The sequence below is a fragment of the Bradyrhizobium sp. WCU1 genome (genome assembly GCF_053474805.1).
The window spans coordinates 2,674,741-2,692,008 of sequence record NZ_CM130280.1 but is presented as its reverse complement, the minus strand read 5'-3'; the positions used below and the strand labels follow the sequence as shown (position 1 = coordinate 2,692,008).

Sequence of the window (17,268 nt, the reverse complement as noted above, 5' to 3'; positions counted from 1 at the left end):
TGCCGGTTATGCCCAATCCGTCCGCCCAGCCTTTTGCCGTCCGCTCGCGCCAGCTTCGCCTGGCCGCGGGGATGATTGCCGCCGTCGTGCTGGTGATGGCGGAGCCCGCGGTCGCACAGACACCACCGGCACAGCCACCGCAGGCGCCAGCGGCCAAGCCGGCCGCTGCGCCGCCTCCGCCCGCAAGGCCTGCCCCGGCACCAGCGGCGCCCCCGGCGGCAGCTGCCCCGTCGCAGCCGAATCAGCCGCCCAAGGCCGCCGAGGCTGCGCCGCAGGCGGTGCCGGGCTTCTGGGACCCGCGGCGCCGGCCGGATCGGCCGGACCTGTCGCGGCTCACCGTGATCCGCTTCCTGACCGAGACCGATTATCCGCCGTTCAACTTCACCGGTCCGGACGGCAATCCGGCCGGCTTCAACGTCGATCTGGCGCGCGCGCTCTGCGACGAGATCAAGGTCACCTGCACTATCCAGATGCGCCGCTTCGAGACCCTGATCGATGCGCTCGCCACCAACCGGGGCGACGCCATCATCGCCTCGATGGCGGTGACGCCGCAGCTGCGCGCCAAGGTCGATTTCACCGATCCCTATTACCGCGCGCCGGCGCGCTTCGTGTCGCGCCGCGACAATGTGATGCCGGAAATCCGCCCGGAATATCTCGAGGGCAAGAAGGTCGGCGTCATCGGAGGCACTTCGCACGAGGCCTACCTCAAGGCGATGTTCACCGACGCCGAGATCCATTCCTATCCGGATAACGATGCGCTGCGCGCGGCGCTGCGCCGCGGCGAGGTCGACTTCATCTTCGGCGATGCGATCTCGCTGGCGTTCTGGATCAACGGCACCGATTCCGCCGAATGCTGCGCGTTCTCCGGCGGCCCCTTTGTCGAGAGCCGCTATTTCGGCGAGGGCGTCGGCATCGCCGTGCGCAAGGGCAACGACCTGCTGCGGCAGTCGCTGAACTGGGCGCTGTTCCGGATCTGGGAAAAAGGCCGCTTCACCGACCTGTGGCTGCGCTATTTCTCGATCAGCCCGTTCTAGCTCCGTCATTCCGGGGCGAAGCGAAGCATCGAACCCGGAATCTCGAGACTCCCGTCGTTTTGCATTTTGCCGCGAAAGCGTTAGGTTTCGCGGCCTTTTTGGAGAAAGCTCGAAGAAATGTCCGTGATTGATCTTGCCGCCAGCCCGAGCGACCTGCGGGCGCTCGCCGAACAATCCAACGCCTGGCCGTTCGAGCAGGCGAAAGCGATTGTGGCGCGGCTGAAGAAAAATCCGAAGGACGAAGTGCTGTTCGAGACCGGCTACGGCCCCTCGGGCCTGCCGCATATCGGCACCTTCGGCGAGGTCGCGCGCACCACGATGGTGCGCCATGCCTTCCGCGTGCTCACCGAGGACAAGATCAAGACGCGGCTGCTTGCCTTCTCCGACGACATGGACGGCCTGCGCAAGGTGCCGGACAACGTGCCGAACAAGGAGCTGCTGCAACAGCATCTCGGCAAGCCGCTGACCAAGGTGCCCGATCCGTTCGGCACCCACCCGAGCTTCGGCCAGCACAACAATGCGCGTCTGCGCGCCTTCCTCGATCAGTTCGGCTTCGACTACGAGTTCGCGAGCTCGACCGAATACTACACCTCGGGCCGGTTCGATGCCGCGTTGCTGCGGATGCTGGAGCGGATCGAGAAGGTGATGGCGATCATGCTACCCTCGCTGCGTGAGGAGCGCGCCGCGAGCTATTCGCCGTTCCTGCCGATCTGTCCGCGCACCGGTCTCGTGCTCTACGTGCCGGTGACCGCGCACGACGCCAAGGCCGGCACGATCTCCTATGAAGATCCCGACACCAAGGAGAGCGTCACCGTCCCGGTCACCGGCGGCCGCTGCAAGCTGCAATGGAAGCCGGACTGGGCGATGCGCTGGTACGCGCTCGGCGTCGACTATGAAATGGCCGGCAAGGACCTGATCGACTCGGTGAAGCTGTCGGCGAAGATCTGCGCGGCGCTCGGCGGCACGCCGCCGGAAGGCTTCAACTATGAACTGTTCCTCGACGAGAAGGGCCAGAAGATCTCGAAGTCGAAGGGCAATGGCCTGACCATCGACGAGTGGCTGCGCTATGCCTCGCCGGAATCGCTGTCGCTGTTCATGTATCGCGAGCCCAAGGCGGCGAAGCGGCTCTATTTCGACGTCATCCCGCGCAATGTCGACGACTACCAGCAGTTCCTCGATGGCTTCACGCGCCAGGAACCGCGACAGCAGCTGCAGAATCCGGTCTGGCACATCCATTCCGGCAAGCCGCCGCAGGCCGACATGCCGGTCACCTTCCAGCTGCTGCTGACGCTGGTGTCGTCGTCGAATGCGGAAAATGCCGAGACGCTGTGGGGCTTCATCGGCCGCTATCGGCCGGGTGTGACGCCCGAGACCCATCCGAAGCTCGATGCAATGGTCGGCTACGCCATCAACTATTATCGCGACTTCGTGGCGCCGACCAAGCAGTTCCGCGAACCGACCGAGGGTGAACGCGCCGCGTTGCAGGACCTGCGCGATGCGCTCGCCAACATGCAAGCTGATGCGACCGCGGAAGATATCCAGAACGTGGTCTACGAGATCGGCCGCCGCGAGCCGTTCCTCGACATGGTCAAGAAGGGCAAGGACGGCCGTCCGGGCGTGTCGCTCGACTGGTTCAACATGCTCTACCAGGTGCTGCTCGGCCAGGAGAAGGGCCCGCGCTTCGGCTCCTTCGTCGCGGTCTATGGTGTGCAGAACGCGGTCAACATGATCGACGGTGCGCTGGCGCGGTCGTCGTAAACTTCCGTTCCTCCCCGCGAGGGGAGGGACAAAGAGCCGCAAAATGCGGATGGCTGATCCCCGGCAATTTCACCGGAGGTCTGCGGCGGACTGCGCTACACTGGCTCCATAAAATCAGCACGGCCTCCGCAGAGCGGCCGGCACAGATGGGAGCGCGCGCATGCAGTTCAGGGTTTCGCCGACATCGCTGCAGGACAGTACGAGCGCCGAGGAATGGCAGGCGCGGGTCGATCTCGCCGCGGCGCATCGGCTCGCCTACATCCACGGCTTTTCGGAAGGCATCTTCAACCATCTCACCTTCGTAGTGCCCGGCCGCAGCGACCGCTACTACCAGATCCCGTTCGGCATGCACTGGTCGGAGGTGACTGCGTCGTCCTTCATGGAGGTCGGTATCGACGATGCCGAGGTGAAGCGCGGCGAGGGTGAGGTCGAGCGCTCCTGCTATTGCATCCACGCGCCGATCCACAAGGCGCTGCCGCAAGCCAAGGCGGTGTTCCACACCCACATGCCGTATGCGAGCGCGCTGACGCGGCTCGAGGATCCTCGCATCAAGGAGATCGGCCAGACCGAGGTCGGACTGTCGGAGGCGATCGCCTATGACGACCTCTATACCGGCCCTGCGCTCGACCCTGCGGAAGGTGCGCGGCTCGCCAAGGTGATCGGCAACAAGACCATCCTGTTCATGGCCAATCACGGCATCTCGACCGTCGGCGCGACCGTCGCCGATGCCTATGATCGGCTCTACTACATCGAGCGCGCCGCGCAGGTGCAGATCTACGCGATGTGGACCCAGCAGCCGCTCAAGCAATTGCCGCAGCATGTGGTGGAAAAGACCAAGCGCGATTTCCGCGACGATCACCTCTACAGGGGCCCAAGCCCGTCGCAGCGGCATTTCGATGCGCTGAAGCGGATGCTGGACCGCAAGGAGCCGGACTACGCGACGTAGTTCGCGTCAAACTCCGCCGTCGTCCCGGCGAAAGCCGGGACCCAACCACAGGGCTGGGTTGGTTGGGCAGGTTGCGGCCTCAGCGTGCGTAAGCAGTGCTATGCGGTGGTTATGGGTCCCGGCCTGCGCCGGGACGACACCGATTGTGTGGTGACTGCATCGCCTGCTACTGGCTCGCCCACACCACCCGCGCGATCCACGCGACCTCCTCGGCATCGAGCATGCGGTCGGGGTGCTCCGGATTGAGCGAGGCGAGCTCCAGCACCTTGCCGGTGCGGCGCTTCAACTCCTTCACCATCACCTCGCCGCCGGTGGTGCGCACCACGACGCGGTCGCCGCGGCGGATCGCGGTTGCCGGCGACACCACGATGATGTCGCCTTCGCGATAGGCCGGCTTCATCGAGTCGCCGTCGATCTCGAGCGCATAGGCGTGCTCGTCTGACGTTGCCGGCAGCGCCACCTCGTCCCAGCCCTTGCCGGCGGGAAAACCTGAGTCGTCGAAATAGCCGCCGGCGCCGGCCTGCGCGAAGCCGAGCAGCGGCACCGACTGGCCGCCGCGCGGGCCGTCGCCGAGCAGCTGCACGAAGGTCTCCATGCTGGCGTTGCTCGCGGCCAGCGCCTTGGAGAGCGATTCGGTCGATGGCCAGCGCTCGCGGCCGTCGCCGGTCACGCGCTTGGACTTGTTGAACGTGGTGGGATCGAGGCCGGACTGCTTGGCAAGTCCGGACGGTGACAGGCCGGCGCGTTCGGCGAGCCGGTCGAGCGCGGCCCAGACCTGAGCGTGGGTCAGCGGTCGGGCGGCTTTGGACTGTTTGGCCATCGAGGATATCCCGGATGGTAGGAATTATTGCCTGAAACTTCGATTTTCGCAAATCTGCCGCCGGATCTGGCGCGGCACCGCTTGAGTTGCGCCGCTACCGCCGATACGGTCCCTCGCTCGCCAGTTGGCGTCTGGGGCATTTCCCCTCAAATCCGGATAAAACCCCAAGAGACTCAAGGACAAAAGGGAAGGCCGGGCCGTGCCCATGATCTATAAAATCACCCCCGCTTCGGCCTGGCGCGAAGCCGAGCGGCAGGGCGTGTACCGGGGCAGTGCGGACGACAATCGCGACGGCTTCATCCATTTTTCCACGGCCTCGCAGGTCGCCGAGACCGCGCGCAAGCATTACCACGGACAAACCGGCCTGTTCCTGGTCGCGGTCGACGCCGATGCGCTCGGCGATGCCCTGCGTTGGGAGCGGTCGCGCAATGACGAACTGTTTCCACATCTCTATGGCGAACTCGACCTCGGCGCGGTCACCGAAATCCTGAGCCTGCGCGCGCGCTCCGACGGCGGCCACGACGTTCCGGAGCTCAAGCCGTGATCCGTGCCTTCGACGCCTTCTCGCTGCCGCTGCTGCGCTGGTTCGATCCCGAGGATGCCCATCGCATGGCGATCCAGGGCCTGAAACTGCTGCCGCCGGTCCGGCTGCGGCCGGATGATCCCAAGCTCGCGGTGCGCGCCTTCGGGCTGAACTTTCCGAATCCGATCGGCATGGCGGCGGGGTTCGACAAGAGCGCCGAGGTGCCTGACGCGCTGTTGCGGCTCGGCTTCGGCTTTGTCGAGATCGGCTCGGTGACACCGAAACCGCAGGCCGGCAATCCGCGGCCGCGGCTGTTTCGCCTCGAGCGCGACGAAGCCGTCATCAACCGCATGGGCTTCAACAATGACGGCGCGGAAGCCGTGCTGCGGCGGCTCGCCGCGCGCGCCGGCGGTGGCGGCATCGTCGGCGTCAATGTCGGGGCCAACAAGGATTCAGAGGACCGCATTGCCGACTACGTGAAGCTGATCGAGACCTTCGCGCCGGTCGCGAGCTATTTCACCGTCAACGTCTCCTCGCCGAATACGCCGGGCCTGCGCAATCTGCAGCAATCGGCGGCGCTCGACGATTTGCTGGCGCGGGTGATCGATACCCGCGAGCGCGTGCGCAAGAACGCCGGCGATTCACCGGTGCTGCTGAAGATCGCCCCGGATCTGAGCCTCGCCGAGCTCGACGACGTCGTGCACATCGCTCGCTCGCGCGGCGTCGACGGCATGATCGTCGCCAACACCACGCTGGCGCGTCCCTCGACCTTGCGCGAGGAAACCCGTGCCAAGGAGCAGGGCGGCCTGTCGGGCCGTCCGTTGTTTCGCCTCTCGACGCGGATGGTGGCCGAGACCTATGTGCGTGTCGAAGGCGCCTTTCCCTTGATCGGCGTCGGCGGCATCGATTCCGGCGGCGCCGCGCTGACCAAGATCCGCGCTGGCGCCAGCCTGATCCAGCTCTATTCCTCGCTGGTCTACAAGGGCATCGGCCTGGTCGAGGACATCAAGCGCGATCTGTCCTCGACCCTGCTGCGCACGGGGCGCGACTCTTTGTCGGAAATCGTCGGCGCCGACGCCGCGGCCATCACGGCCGAGGACTGGCCGGTGAGGTAGCGAACGTCTTCCGCAGCATCGCCGGATAGCGCAGGCCCTGCAGGCCGCCGCGGGCGACGTAGAAGCCGATCAGAGCGATCCACAGGCCGGTGTTGCCGTATGCGCTGAGCGCCCACCAGGTGGCGAGGAAGATCGCGAGCGAGGCCAGCATCAGATTGCGCATCTCGCGCGCCCAGGTTGCGCCGACATAGATGCCGTCGAAGCCGAACGCGAACACGCCGGGCAGGGGCGCCATGACCACGAACGGCAGGAAGTCGCGCGCATAGCGGCGCACGTCGTCGCTGGTCGTCATCAGCTTGATCAGCGCCGGTCCGAACAGTGCGAACAGCACCGACACCACCAGCGCAAAGCCGATGCCCCACAGCAGCACCAGCCGGGTCGAATCGGCAAAGCCGCGTCCGTCGCGCGCGCCGAAGGCGCGGCCGCACAGCTGCTGGGCGGCGTTGGCGAGGCCGTCGAGAAAGAAGGCGCTGACCAGCAGGAAGTTGTTCAGCACCGAATTCGCCGCCAGCGTGACGTCGCCCTCGCGCGCGCCCTTGGCGGTGAAGAACAGGAACACGACGATCAGCGCCGCGGTACGGACCATGATGTCGCGGTTGACGGCCAGCATGCGCATCAGCTTGGTGCGATCGAACAGCGTGGCCGCGGGAACCGCGAAGCCTGTTTGCGAGATCCGCCACGCCACGACGATGCCGACAACGAAACCAGCGGTCTCGGCGAGCACGGCGGCGATCGCGGCTCCGGCAATGCCGGCGCCATAGGCCTGCACCAGCAGCACGGTCGCAATCATGTTGATCAGGTTGATCACGATCTGCAGCGCCAGCGCCAGATTGGCGCGCGCCTGGCCGACCAGCCAGCCCAGGATGACGTAATTGGCGAGCGCCAGCGGCGCCGACCAGATCCGGATCATGAAATAGGTTTTCGCCGCACGCGTGACGCCTTCGCTGCCGCCCATCAGCTGGAACGTGATTGCGGCGAGCGGCAGCTGCAGCGCGATCAGCGCGGCGCCGATCAGGCCGGCGACGATGAAGCCGCGCACCAGGATCGCGGCGTATTCCTGCGGCTCGCCGGCGCCTTGCGCCTGCGCGGTGAAGGCCAGTGTGCTCATGCGCAGGAAAGCGAACAGCCAGAACAGGCAATCGAAGATCACCGAGGCCATCGCCACCCCGCCGAGCTGCGCAGCATCGTCGAGGCGGCCGATCGCGGTGGTCGAGACGATGCCGATCAGCGGCGTGGTCAAATTGGCGACCATCGCGGGGCCGGCGATGGCGAACACCTGGCGGGTGGAGATCTTCGGGTGGATGGGTGCGTGCATGGCTACGGTTGCAAGGAATGTATGCTTCTAGCGCGTCGTCCGTCGCGCGACCATGCCGGAATTGTGCTCAGAGCAATGCGGCGGCGAGGGGGGTGGGCAGCCGGCAACGCAATTGCGTCGTCAGAACACCACGACCAAGCCGTCGCTCGCGGCCGCATAGGGTAGCTCGTCGATGCGAGCGAGCACGTCGTCGCTCATATGGGTCAGCACCACTCGCCTTGCGTTGATGACCGGCAAATGCGCTTCCAGCGTTTTCAGGCTGAGATGGTTCTTGACCGTTCTGTCGTAGGTGTAGGCTTCGGCGATGAAGAGGTCTGCGTTCTGCGCGGCCGGGATCAGCGCGTCGGTCCACTCGGTGTCGGCGCTATAGCAGACGGTGCGGCCTTCCGCCTCGACGCGATAGGCGAGAAACGGCCCGCCGGATTCGCCATGCACCACAGGGTAGGGCGTCACGGTCACGTCGCCGAAGCTGCGCCGTTCCCTTGGCGCGAGCGTGACGACGGACAGGTCGAAGCGCTGCCTGGTTTTGGAGGAATGCTCGAACATCACCTCCATCACTTCGGGCAATTTCGTCTCGATGCCTTGCGGCCCCGCGATCACCAGCGGCCGGGTGCGGCGGGAGAACTGCGCATCGAGCAGGAAGAACGGCAATCCGGCAAAATGGTCGCCGTGGAAATGCGTGATCAGGATCAGGTCGATCGCGTCGCGGTCGATCTCGAGCCGCTTCAGCGCCGGCAGCGAGGAGGCGCCGCAATCGATCAGGAAATTGACGCGCTCGCTGCTGACGTGGAAGCAGGTGTTGAAGCGGCCGCCGGAGCCGAACGCATCGCCGCAGCCGACAAATCGCAATTGCATCGGCTGCGGGCCTTCCCTTGGATCACCGGCCGCGCGGCGCACCGAACAGCCGCGACAGCAGCCAGATCGGGATCACGATCACGGCGCCGAGCAGGAAGTAGCGCCAGGCCCAGTTGATCGCGTCGAAGCCGAAATCCCAGATGGTCTGGAACAGCCTGCGGACGCTGTAGAGGATGTTCCATGGGTCGAGGCCGATCGCGGCGAGCACGACGCCGACCAGGATCGAGAGCAGGATCAGCCGGAACGCCACCGAGAGCGGCGAGCCGCCGAGAAAGCGGTACAGGCCGTCGCTCTGGCCTCCGGCCGGCAAGTCCCTGACGTCGTTCGGCATCTGTATCTCCTGGCGGAATTGTCCGCGCATTATAGGTCACGGCGGAGCACATGGGAAATCCGTGAGCGGCGATCAATGGCTGCCATGCGGCTTGCGGGTTTAACTTCCTGTCATGGAGATTAACATCCGTTCAAGTGTCTCCAGCCGGTCGGCCTCGCGCGGCGGCTTGTCCCAGCGCAGCCGGCTGATCCGGGGAAAGCGCATCGCGACGCCGGATTTGTGACGCGACGAGCGCTGCAGGCCCTCGAACGCGACCTCCAGCACCAGCCCCTGATCCGGCTCATGCACGACATGCCGCACCGGGCCGAACTTCTCGGTGGTGTTGCGGCGGACGAAGCGGTCGATCTGCAAAAGCTCCTCGTCGGTGAAGCCGAAATAGGCCTTGCCGACCGGCACCAGCTCGTCGCCCGCATCGCCGCGGGTCCAGACCCCGAACGTGTAGTCGGAGTAGTATGACGAGCGTTTGCCGTGGCCCCGCTGGGCATACATCAGCACCGCGTCGATGATGTGCGGATCGCGCTTCCATTTCCACCATGGGCCCTTCGGCCGTCCCGGCAGATAGGGCGCGTCGCGCCGCTTCAGCATGACGCCCTCGACGGCGTCGGCATCGTCGCCGGCGCCGGCGCTTTTCGGATCGGCGCGCGCCGCGGCCAGTTCCTCCCAGCTCGCGAACGGAACCGTCGGCGACAGGTCGATGCGCGGATCGCCGAGCCTGGCGACGAAGGCTTCGAGATGCGCGCGCCGTTCAGTGAATGGGAGCTCGCGCAGATCGTTCTCGTCGTCGCCGAGCAGGTCGTAGGCGCGCAGATGGATCGGGAATTCCTTGATCAGCTTCGGCGAGACGACTTTGCGGTTCAGCCGCTGCTGCAAGACGTTGAAGGTCTGCACGCGGCCGTCGCGCAGCACCAGCAATTCGCCGTCGACCGCGCCGGGCAGATGCAGCGAGGGCACGAGGTCGGGGAAGCTGCCGGTGATGTCCTCGCCGGTGCGCGAATAGAGCCGCGCCTGGATGTGACCGCGCGCGTCGCGGCCGGCGACCGCCTGCACGCGGATGCCGTCCCACTTCCATTCCGCGCTGAACTCGGCGGCGTCGAGATTGGCGAAGTCGCTATCCTCGATCGGATGCGCCAGCATCACCGGGCGGAACGGGGTCGGATCGCGGTTGACCGGCTTGTCGCCGCGGCCTTCGAGCCATGCGAACAAGTCGAGATAGGGCGGTGACAGCCCGGGCCACATCAGCTCGATCTCGTGCGGGTCCTTGTCGCCGAGTGCCGCCGCAGCGGTCTTCGCCAGCCGAGCCGAGATCCCGATCCGCATCGCGCCGGTGACGAGCTTCAGCAGCGCCCAGCGCCCGGTCTCGTCGAGCTCGTCCAGCCAGCGCGCCAGTTGCGCCGGCAGCTCCGCCTTGCCGAGCGTGCGCAGCGTCGTGACGACGTCGGTCAGCGTCGGGGGAGGTGGGTTGTTGTGCGTGCGTGGAGTCTCGGCGACATCTCGCCCGCGGTACCCCTCTCCCTCACCCTCCCCCGCAAGGGGGGAGGGAACCCATCCAACAGTGCGTCCCTCACTCATGTCGGTCACAACGTTGCTGTGAGGTGAGCACGACGGTTGGGCTCCCTCCCCCCTTGCGGGGGAGGGTTGGGGAGAGGGGTAGCCCAGCAAAGACTCGTTGTGAGATGCGCCAGTCGCCTTCGGCCACATCAACGCGACGGTCTCGGAGAGATCGCCGACGTAATCATAGGAATAGCCGAACAGCACCGGATCGGTGCGTTCGGTGATCAGGTCACGGATCAAGCCCGGCTTGGCGTGCTTGAACGACAATGCACCGGTCAGCGCCGCCAGCGCGTAGCCGCGGTCCGGATCTTCGGTTTCGCGGAAATAGCCGACCAGCAGCCTGATCTTGTTGTTGCGGCCGGGCTCGTAGGCGAGCCGGTCGAGCAGTTCGGCAAAGCGGTTCACGATGTCGCCTCGCCGTCGGGCTTGGCCTCGCCTTCGCCGGTGACTGCCGCGGTCTCACCCTCGTCCTCGTCGCCATAGCCGACCAGATCGAGCGGCCGCGCGGCAAGGCCCTTGCTCTTGCACCAATGCACCAGCGCGTCTTCCTGGCCGTGGGTGACCCAGATTTCGCCGGCGCCGGTGGCCGCAATCGTCGCCGTCAGCCCGTCCCAGTCGGCGTGATCCGAGATCACCAGCGGCAGCTCGATGCCGCCTTGTCGCGCGCGTGCGCGCACCCGCATCCAGCCCGAGGCGAAGGCGGTGACCGGATCGGGGAAGCGACGCGTCCACACGTCCGATGTCGCGCTGGGTGGCGCCAGCGTGATGGTGCCGGCAAGCTCGGCCTTCTTCATGCCGCGCGCAGGCCGGAGCTCGCCGAGCGGAATGCCGCGCTCCTGATAATAATACGTGATCTTCTCCATCGCGCCATGCAGATAGATCGGCGCGTCGTAGCCGGCCTCGCGCAGCAGCGCGATCACCCGCTGCGCCTTGCCGAGCGAATAGGCGCCGACCAGATGCGCACGCTCCGGAAACAGTTTGACGGACGCGAGCAGCTTGTTCACCTCGCCGGCGGCATCGCCATGGCGGAACACAGGCAATCCAAACGTCGCCTCAGTGACGAAGACGTCGCAGGGCACGAGCTCGAACGGCGCGCAGGTCGGGTCCCGCGCGTCCTTGTAGTCGCCGGAGGCGACGATGCGCCTGTCCTTGCAGGTGACCGAGATCTGGGCGGAGCCCAGCACGTGGCCGGCGGGATGAAACGACACCGTGACGTCGCCGAGCCTGATCTCCTCGCCATAGGCGACCGCCTGCACGGAGCCGGCGAAATTCTCGCCATAGCGCAGCCGCATCATGTCGAGCGTTTCCTGGGTCGCAAGCACCGCGCCGTGGCCCGTCCGCGCGTGGTCGGAATGGCCATGGGTGATCAGCGCCCGTTCGACCGGCCTGACAGGATCGATGTGGAAGCCGCCGGGCTTGCAGCAAAGCCCGGCCGGGACGGGCATCAGGATGTCTTGCGAGCGCATTGGTCCTATATAGGCGGTCAAACCGCGATGTTTAGCCGTCATGCCCGGGCTTGACCCGCGCCTCCATCTCCGGAAAAAGTCCGTGCCTTGATGGATGGCCCGACCGGGGCTGTCGCAACATCGGTTCCTTGAAGAGAATGGCGCCCCGCCTGTTCCTGTCCTCCGGCGACCTCGTTGCCGACCGCCGCTACGAGTTTGCGCGCGACCTGCAATTGAAGGGCGACCTGCCGGCCGCTGCCGAGCTGCTCGAACAGGCGATCGAGCTGGTGCCGAAATTTCCGTCGGCCTGGTACACGCTGGGCAAGATCCGCCTCGAGCTCGGGCAACGCGAGGCCGCGATTGCGGCCTTCCGCGCCGCGCGCGACGCCGATCCCGAGGACCGCCACGGCGCCGGCCTGCATTTGATGCAGCTCGGCATCGAGCCGGTCAGTTCGATGCCGCCCGGCTATGTGCGGACGCTGTTCGATCAATATGCGCCGCGCTTCGAGGCGGCACTGGTCGGCGATCTCGGCTATCGCGGCCCGGCGCTGCTGTTCAAGGCGGTGCTGTCGGTGCGCGCTGCCGCGAAGAAGCCGGCGTTCTTCAAGCGCGCGATCGATCTTGGCTGCGGCACCGGGCTCGCGGCCGGCGCATTCGCGCGGCATGTCGATCGCTTCATCGGGATCGACCTGTCGCCCCGCATGATCGACAAGGCGCGCGCCACCGGCCTCTACGCCGAGCTCGAGGTCGACGACATGCTCAACGGCATTGCCGGCAAGCCGGATGCCAGCGCCGAATTGATTCTCGCCGCGGATGCGATGGTCTATATCGCCGATCTCGCGCCCGTGCTCGCCGAGGCGAGGCGCGTGCTGGTCGCGGGCGGCGTGTTCGCGTTTACGACCGAGACCCATGACGGAGAGGGTGTCATCCTCGGCGAGGGGCTGCGCTACGCCCACAGCGCAGCCCATGTGCGGGCAACCGTTGCGGCCGCCGGGCTGACACTGGCGCTGCTCGACGATCTCTCCGCGCGCAACGAGGACAACATCCCGGCACCTGGGCTTGTCGCAGTTGCCGTCAAGCCGTGACGTTCTTGACCTTCTCCCCTTGTGGGAGAAGGTGGCGCGGATGCAATCCGCGCCGGATGAGGGGTCTCTATCCGCGGAGACAGACCCCTCACCCGGCTTCGATGCTCTCGCATCGAAGCCACCCTCTCCCACAAGGGGAGAGGGTGCATGTTCATGCATCTCGCTCCCGAACTTGAGTCTACACGCTACGCATTTGCCGTGACGCGGCATTGCGTCGCGAAGCCGTGACTTCGTGCTTGCCCGGCGCTGGGCGGAATGCGAGAGCTTTGCGCCTCAGGGAGAGACACAATGAAAAAACATACGCGGCGCGAATTCGGCGCCACCGCATTGTCCGTGATCGCAGCGTCCGTGCTGCCGGCGCCGTTCGTCCGGGCCGCGGACAAGAAGTACGATCCGGGTGCAAGCGACACCGAGATCAAGCTCGGCCAGACCGTGCCGCATTCCGGCCCCGGCTCGCTCTATGGCGTGCTCGGCCGCGTCGGCGAAGCCTATTTCCAGATGCTGAACGACAAGGGCGGCATCAACGGCCGCAAAGTGAAGTTCCTCACCATGGACGACGCCTACAGCGCGCCGAAATGCGTCGAGGCGACGCGCCGCCTGGTCGAGCAGGAGGAGGTGCTGGCGCTCTATGGCTCGCTCGGCACCGCGCCGCAGACCTCCGTGCACAAATATCTCAATTCCAAGGGCGTGCCGCAGTTGCTGCTCAATACCGGCGCCTCGAAGTGGAACGACCCGAAGAACTTCAAATGGACCATGGCGGGCCTGCCGCTCTATCCGACCGAGGCGCGCATCCTCGCCAAGCATGTCGTCAGTGTGAAGCCGAACGCCAAGATCGGCATCCTCTACCAGAACGACGATTTCGGCCGTGACTTCCTCGGTCCGTTCAAGAAGGTGCTGACTGACGCCGGCGGCAAGGCCCAGGTGATCATGGAGCAGACCTACGATCTCACCGATCCGACGGTCGATTCCCAGCTGATCAATCTGTCGAAGTCGGGCGCCGACGTGTTCTACAACATCACCACAGGCAAGGCGACGTCGCAGTCGATCCGCAAGGTGGCCGAGCTCGGCTGGAAGCCGTTGCAGCTGTTGTCGGCGGGCTCGACCGGCCGCTCGATCCTGAGCGCCGCGGGGCTGGAGAACGCCAAGGACATCGTCGCCATCCGCTACAACAAGGAAGTCGGCGTGCCGCGTTACGAGAAGGATGCTGATGTGATGGCGTTCGAGGAGCTGCGCAAGAAGTACCTGCCGAACGTCGATCCTGACAACACCATCGCCTTCGCCGGCTACGGCCAGGCGGCGACGATGGGCGAAATCCTGCGCCGCTGCGGCGACGATCTGACCCGCGCCAACGTGCTGAAGCACGCCACCACGCTGGCCGGCTTCCACTCGCCCTATTTCCTCGATGGCATCAATTACAGCTACACGCCCGACGACTACACGCCGATGAAGACGCTCTACATCTCGATCTTCAACGGCAAGGACTGGGACCTCGCCGGCGAGCCGATGACGGAGTAGGGGGCGCAGACGCCCCCATCCCGTCATTGCGAGCGAAGCGAAGCAATCCATCGATCCATTCGGGGAAAGATGGATTGCTTCGTCGCTTTGCTCCTCGCAATGACGGTCGAGTTGGGGGTGGCGGAGGCGAACATCCCCCTTGCCATCTGCTGCCATTTCCGTCCCGCCCTCGACGAAGCCGCCTGAACCGCCTACCTCTTGGGCGTGTCGACGCTCGATCTCTTTTCCGTCCCGCCGTCGGAAACGGCCGATCTCTTGCCGCGCCAGTTTCGCGACTGGTTCGCCTCACGCGGCTGGTCGCCGCGCGAGCATCAGCTTGCGCTGCTGGCGAAAGCACGCGAGGAGCGTTCGGCGCTGCTGATCGCGCCCACGGGTGCCGGCAAGACGCTGGCGGGGTTCTTGCCGACGCTGGTGGAGCTGAGCGGTGAAGCGAGCGCAACGACTCTACACGCACAAACTCGATCGCCACCTCCCCCCTTGCGGGAGAGGGGTATGCCGCTTGTTCCGAACGATACGGCTTACCCCTCTCCCCAACCCTCCCCCGCAAGGAGGGAGGGAGCCCTACCAGCGAGCGCTGCGGAGCCAAGAAGAAGCCTCGTCTCCACCGGCCGCGGGGTTCGCCGCAGCGGCGGGCTGCACACGCTCTACATCTCGCCGCTGAAGGCGCTTGCGGTCGATATCGCGCGCAATCTGGAGACGCCGGTTGCCGAGATGGGCCTGCCGATCCGGATCGAGACCCGCACCGGCGATACGCCGGTGTCGCGACGGCAGCGGCAGCGGCGCTATCCGCCTGATATCCTGCTCACCACGCCGGAGCAGTTGGCGCTGCTGCTGGCGTCCGACGACGCGCCGTTCCTGTTCTCGTCGCTGAAGCGCATCGTGCTCGACGAGCTGCACGCGCTGGTCACCTCCAAGCGCGGCGATCTGCTGTCGCTCGGCCTGGCGCGGCTCTGGACCATCGCGCCACAGGCGCGTGCCATCGGCCTCTCGGCAACCGTAGCCGAGCCCGAGCAACTCGCGCGCTTCCTGGTGCCGCAGCCGGGCGGCGCGAGCGCATCCGCCGACGTCGTCACTGCCGGCGGTGCCGCGCCGCCGGTGGTCGAGATGCTCGACACGCGCGAGCGGCTGCCGTGGTCCGGCCACAGCGCGCGGCACGCGCTGCCCGAGGTCTATGAGCTGATCAAGCGCAACAAGACCACGCTGGTGTTCGTCAACACCCGCAGCCAGGCCGAGATGCTGTTCCAGGACCTCTGGCGGATGAACGACGATGGGCTCGCGATCGCGCTGCATCACGGCTCGCTCGACGTCGCGCAGCGCCGCAAGGTCGAAGACGCGATGGCTGCGGGAAAACTGCGCGGCGTGGTCTGTACCTCCTCGCTGGATCTCGGCGTCGACTGGGGCGATGTCGACCTCGTCATCAATATCGGCGCGCCCAAGGGATCGTCGCGGCTGATGCAGCGGATCGGTCGCGCCAACCACCGCTTCGACGAGGCTTCGCGCGCCGTGCTGGTGCCGGCCAACCGGTTCGAGGTGCTGGAATGTCGTGTCGCGATCGATGCCATCGCCGAGAATGCGCAGGACACGCCGCCGTTGCGCCTAGGTGCGCTCGACGTGCTGGCCCAGCACGTGCTCGGCTGCGCCTGCGGCAAGCCGTTCCTGTCCGACGAACTCTACGATGAGGTCAGGACCGCGGCACCCTACGCATCGCTGTCGCGGACCGATTTTGACGACGTCGTCGATTTCGTCGCGACCGGAGGCTACGCGCTGAAGACCTATGAGCGTTTCGCGCGGATCAAGCAGGACAAGCAGGGCCGCTGGCGCGTCACCAATCCCAAGGTACGGCAGAGCTACCGCCTTAACGTCGGCACCATCGTCGAGGAGACGATGCTGAAGGTGCGGCTAGTGCGCTCGCGCGCCGGCGGAACCGGGTCGACCGGCGCGATCGCGCGCGGCGGCCGGATGCTCGGTGAGATCGAGGAGGTCTTCATCGAGGGCCTGGTGCCCGGCGACACTTTTGTCTTTGGCGGTGAGGTGGTGCGCTACGAGGCCTTGGTCGAGGATCAGGTCTACGTCTCTCGCGCCAATGACAAGGACGCAAAAGTGCCGTCCTATATGGGCGGCAAGTTCCCGCTCTCGACCTATCTCGCCGAACGCGTGCGCAAGCTGCTCGACAACAGCCGGGCGTGGAACGGATTGCCGGACCAGGTGCATGACTGGCTGTCGCTGCAGCGGAAATTCTCCCGCGTGCCCGCGGTGCGCGAGCTGCTGGTGGAAACCTTTCCGCGCGGCGGCAGTCATTATCTCGTCTGCTATCCGTTCGAGGGGCGGCTCGCGCACCAGACGCTCGGCATGCTGCTGACGCGCAGGCTGGAGCGCGCCCGCGCCCGTCCACTCGGCTTCGTCGCCAACGAATACGCGCTCGCGGTCTGGGGTGTCGGTGATCTCTCCTTCATGATCCGGCATGGCAAGCTCGACCTCAACGCGCTGTTCGATCCCGACATGCTCGGCGACGACCTCGAGGCGTGGCTTGCGGAATCCGCCTTGATGAAGCGCACCTTCCGCAACTGCGCGATCATCTCCGGCCTGATCGCGCGCCGCTTCACCGACGAGGAGAAGTCGCGCCGCCAGGTGCTATTCTCGACCGATTTGATCTACGACGTGCTGCGCAAGCACCAGGCCGACCACGTGCTGCTGCGTGCCGCGCGTGGCGATGCCGCCACGGGATTGCTCGACCTTCGCCGTCTTGGCGACATGCTGTCGCGCATCCAGGGCCGAATCACCCACAAGGATCTCGACCACGTTTCCCCGCTTGCCGTCCCCGCGCTGCTGGAAATCGGCCGCGAGTCAGTTTATGGCGAAGCATCCGACGAGCTTCTGGCCGAGGCGGCCGAGGAACTCGTGCGGGAGGCGACAACCTAACGCTGATGCTGTGAGGAACAGGACGTGACGGCAAGCGCGCCAGCTTTGCGAGACGG

14 protein-coding genes are annotated in these 17,268 nt (G+C 66.0%); 8 read left to right on the top strand and 6 right to left on the bottom strand.

Annotation, left to right across the window (positions count from 1 at the left end):
- The first annotated feature begins 8 nt into the window (after window positions 1-8).
- From ACTUWL_RS12460 to ACTUWL_RS12450, 3 genes are all read left to right on the top strand, one after another.
- A complete protein-coding gene (locus tag ACTUWL_RS12460; protein WP_021076930.1) occupies window positions 9-1,034 on the top strand; it encodes a transporter substrate-binding domain-containing protein in 1,026 nt (341 codons plus the stop codon).
- A gap of 117 nt (window positions 1,035-1,151) precedes the next feature.
- A complete protein-coding gene (locus tag ACTUWL_RS12455; RefSeq protein ID WP_021076929.1) occupies window positions 1,152-2,792 on the top strand; it encodes a lysine--tRNA ligase in 1,641 nt (546 codons plus the stop codon).
- Between the two features lie 160 nt (window positions 2,793-2,952).
- Complete coding sequence (locus ACTUWL_RS12450) at window positions 2,953-3,738, top strand: class II aldolase/adducin family protein (RefSeq protein ID WP_021076928.1); 786 nt, start codon at window positions 2,953-2,955, stop codon at window positions 3,736-3,738.
- A gap of 166 nt (window positions 3,739-3,904) precedes the next feature.
- Here the strand turns inward: ACTUWL_RS12450 and ACTUWL_RS12445 are convergent, their stop codons facing one another.
- Window positions 3,905-4,558, bottom strand: a complete 654-nt coding sequence (locus ACTUWL_RS12445; protein WP_021076927.1) for a S24 family peptidase — start codon at window positions 4,556-4,558, stop codon at window positions 3,905-3,907.
- A gap of 199 nt (window positions 4,559-4,757) precedes the next feature.
- Here ACTUWL_RS12445 and ACTUWL_RS12440 point away from each other — a divergent pair, with 199 nt between their 5' ends.
- Window positions 4,758-5,102, top strand: a complete 345-nt coding sequence (locus ACTUWL_RS12440; RefSeq protein WP_168470963.1) for a DUF952 domain-containing protein — start codon at window positions 4,758-4,760, stop codon at window positions 5,100-5,102.
- Window positions 5,099-6,196, top strand: coding sequence for a quinone-dependent dihydroorotate dehydrogenase (locus ACTUWL_RS12435; protein ID WP_021076925.1), 1,098 nt, complete (start codon window positions 5,099-5,101; stop codon window positions 6,194-6,196). Before ACTUWL_RS12440 ends, ACTUWL_RS12435 begins: the two co-directional genes overlap by 4 nt.
- On the opposite strand, the gene ACTUWL_RS12430 is transcribed toward ACTUWL_RS12435, so the two are convergent.
- From ACTUWL_RS12430 to ACTUWL_RS12410, 5 genes are all read right to left on the bottom strand, one after another.
- The gene (locus ACTUWL_RS12430; RefSeq protein WP_021076924.1) at window positions 6,168-7,511 is read right to left on the bottom strand and encodes an MATE family efflux transporter; all 1,344 of its coding nucleotides are present in this window, start codon (window positions 7,509-7,511) and stop codon (window positions 6,168-6,170) included. The genes ACTUWL_RS12435 and ACTUWL_RS12430 overlap by 29 nt on opposite strands.
- A 120-nt stretch (window positions 7,512-7,631) precedes the next feature.
- Window positions 7,632-8,366: an MBL fold metallo-hydrolase gene (locus ACTUWL_RS12425; RefSeq protein ID WP_021076923.1), complete on the bottom strand. Its 735-nt coding sequence runs from the start codon at window positions 8,364-8,366 to the stop codon at window positions 7,632-7,634.
- Between the two features lie 22 nt (window positions 8,367-8,388).
- Window positions 8,389-8,697 (bottom strand): DUF6460 domain-containing protein, encoded by a 309-nt coding sequence (locus ACTUWL_RS12420; protein WP_021076922.1) that lies wholly within the window; start codon window positions 8,695-8,697, stop codon window positions 8,389-8,391.
- A 99-nt stretch (window positions 8,698-8,796) separates the two neighbouring features.
- Window positions 8,797-10,653: a cisplatin damage response ATP-dependent DNA ligase gene (locus ACTUWL_RS12415; RefSeq protein ID WP_021076921.1), complete on the bottom strand. Its 1,857-nt coding sequence runs from the start codon at window positions 10,651-10,653 to the stop codon at window positions 8,797-8,799.
- Window positions 10,650-11,714 carry a ligase-associated DNA damage response exonuclease gene (locus tag ACTUWL_RS12410; protein WP_021076920.1) on the bottom strand — a complete coding sequence of 355 codons (1,065 nt, stop codon included), beginning with the start codon at window positions 11,712-11,714 and terminating at the stop codon, window positions 10,650-10,652. The genes ACTUWL_RS12415 and ACTUWL_RS12410 overlap by 4 nt, the downstream gene beginning before the upstream one ends.
- Before the next feature lie 137 nt (window positions 11,715-11,851).
- Here ACTUWL_RS12410 and ACTUWL_RS12405 point away from each other — a divergent pair, with 137 nt between their 5' ends.
- The 3 genes from ACTUWL_RS12405 (at window position 11,852) to ACTUWL_RS12395 (ending at window position 17,212) form a co-directional block, all read left to right on the top strand.
- On the top strand, window positions 11,852-12,778 hold the full coding sequence (locus ACTUWL_RS12405; RefSeq protein ID WP_021076919.1) for a methyltransferase domain-containing protein: 927 nt from the start codon (window positions 11,852-11,854) through the stop codon (window positions 12,776-12,778).
- 288 nt (window positions 12,779-13,066) lie between these two features.
- Window positions 13,067-14,293, top strand: a complete 1,227-nt coding sequence (locus ACTUWL_RS12400) for an ABC transporter substrate-binding protein (protein ID WP_021076918.1) — start codon at window positions 13,067-13,069, stop codon at window positions 14,291-14,293.
- Window positions 14,294-14,497: 204 nt separating this feature from the next.
- On the top strand, window positions 14,498-17,212 hold the full coding sequence (locus ACTUWL_RS12395; RefSeq protein ID WP_035650107.1) for a ligase-associated DNA damage response DEXH box helicase: 2,715 nt from the start codon (window positions 14,498-14,500) through the stop codon (window positions 17,210-17,212).
- The last annotated feature ends 56 nt before the right edge of the window (window positions 17,213-17,268 follow it).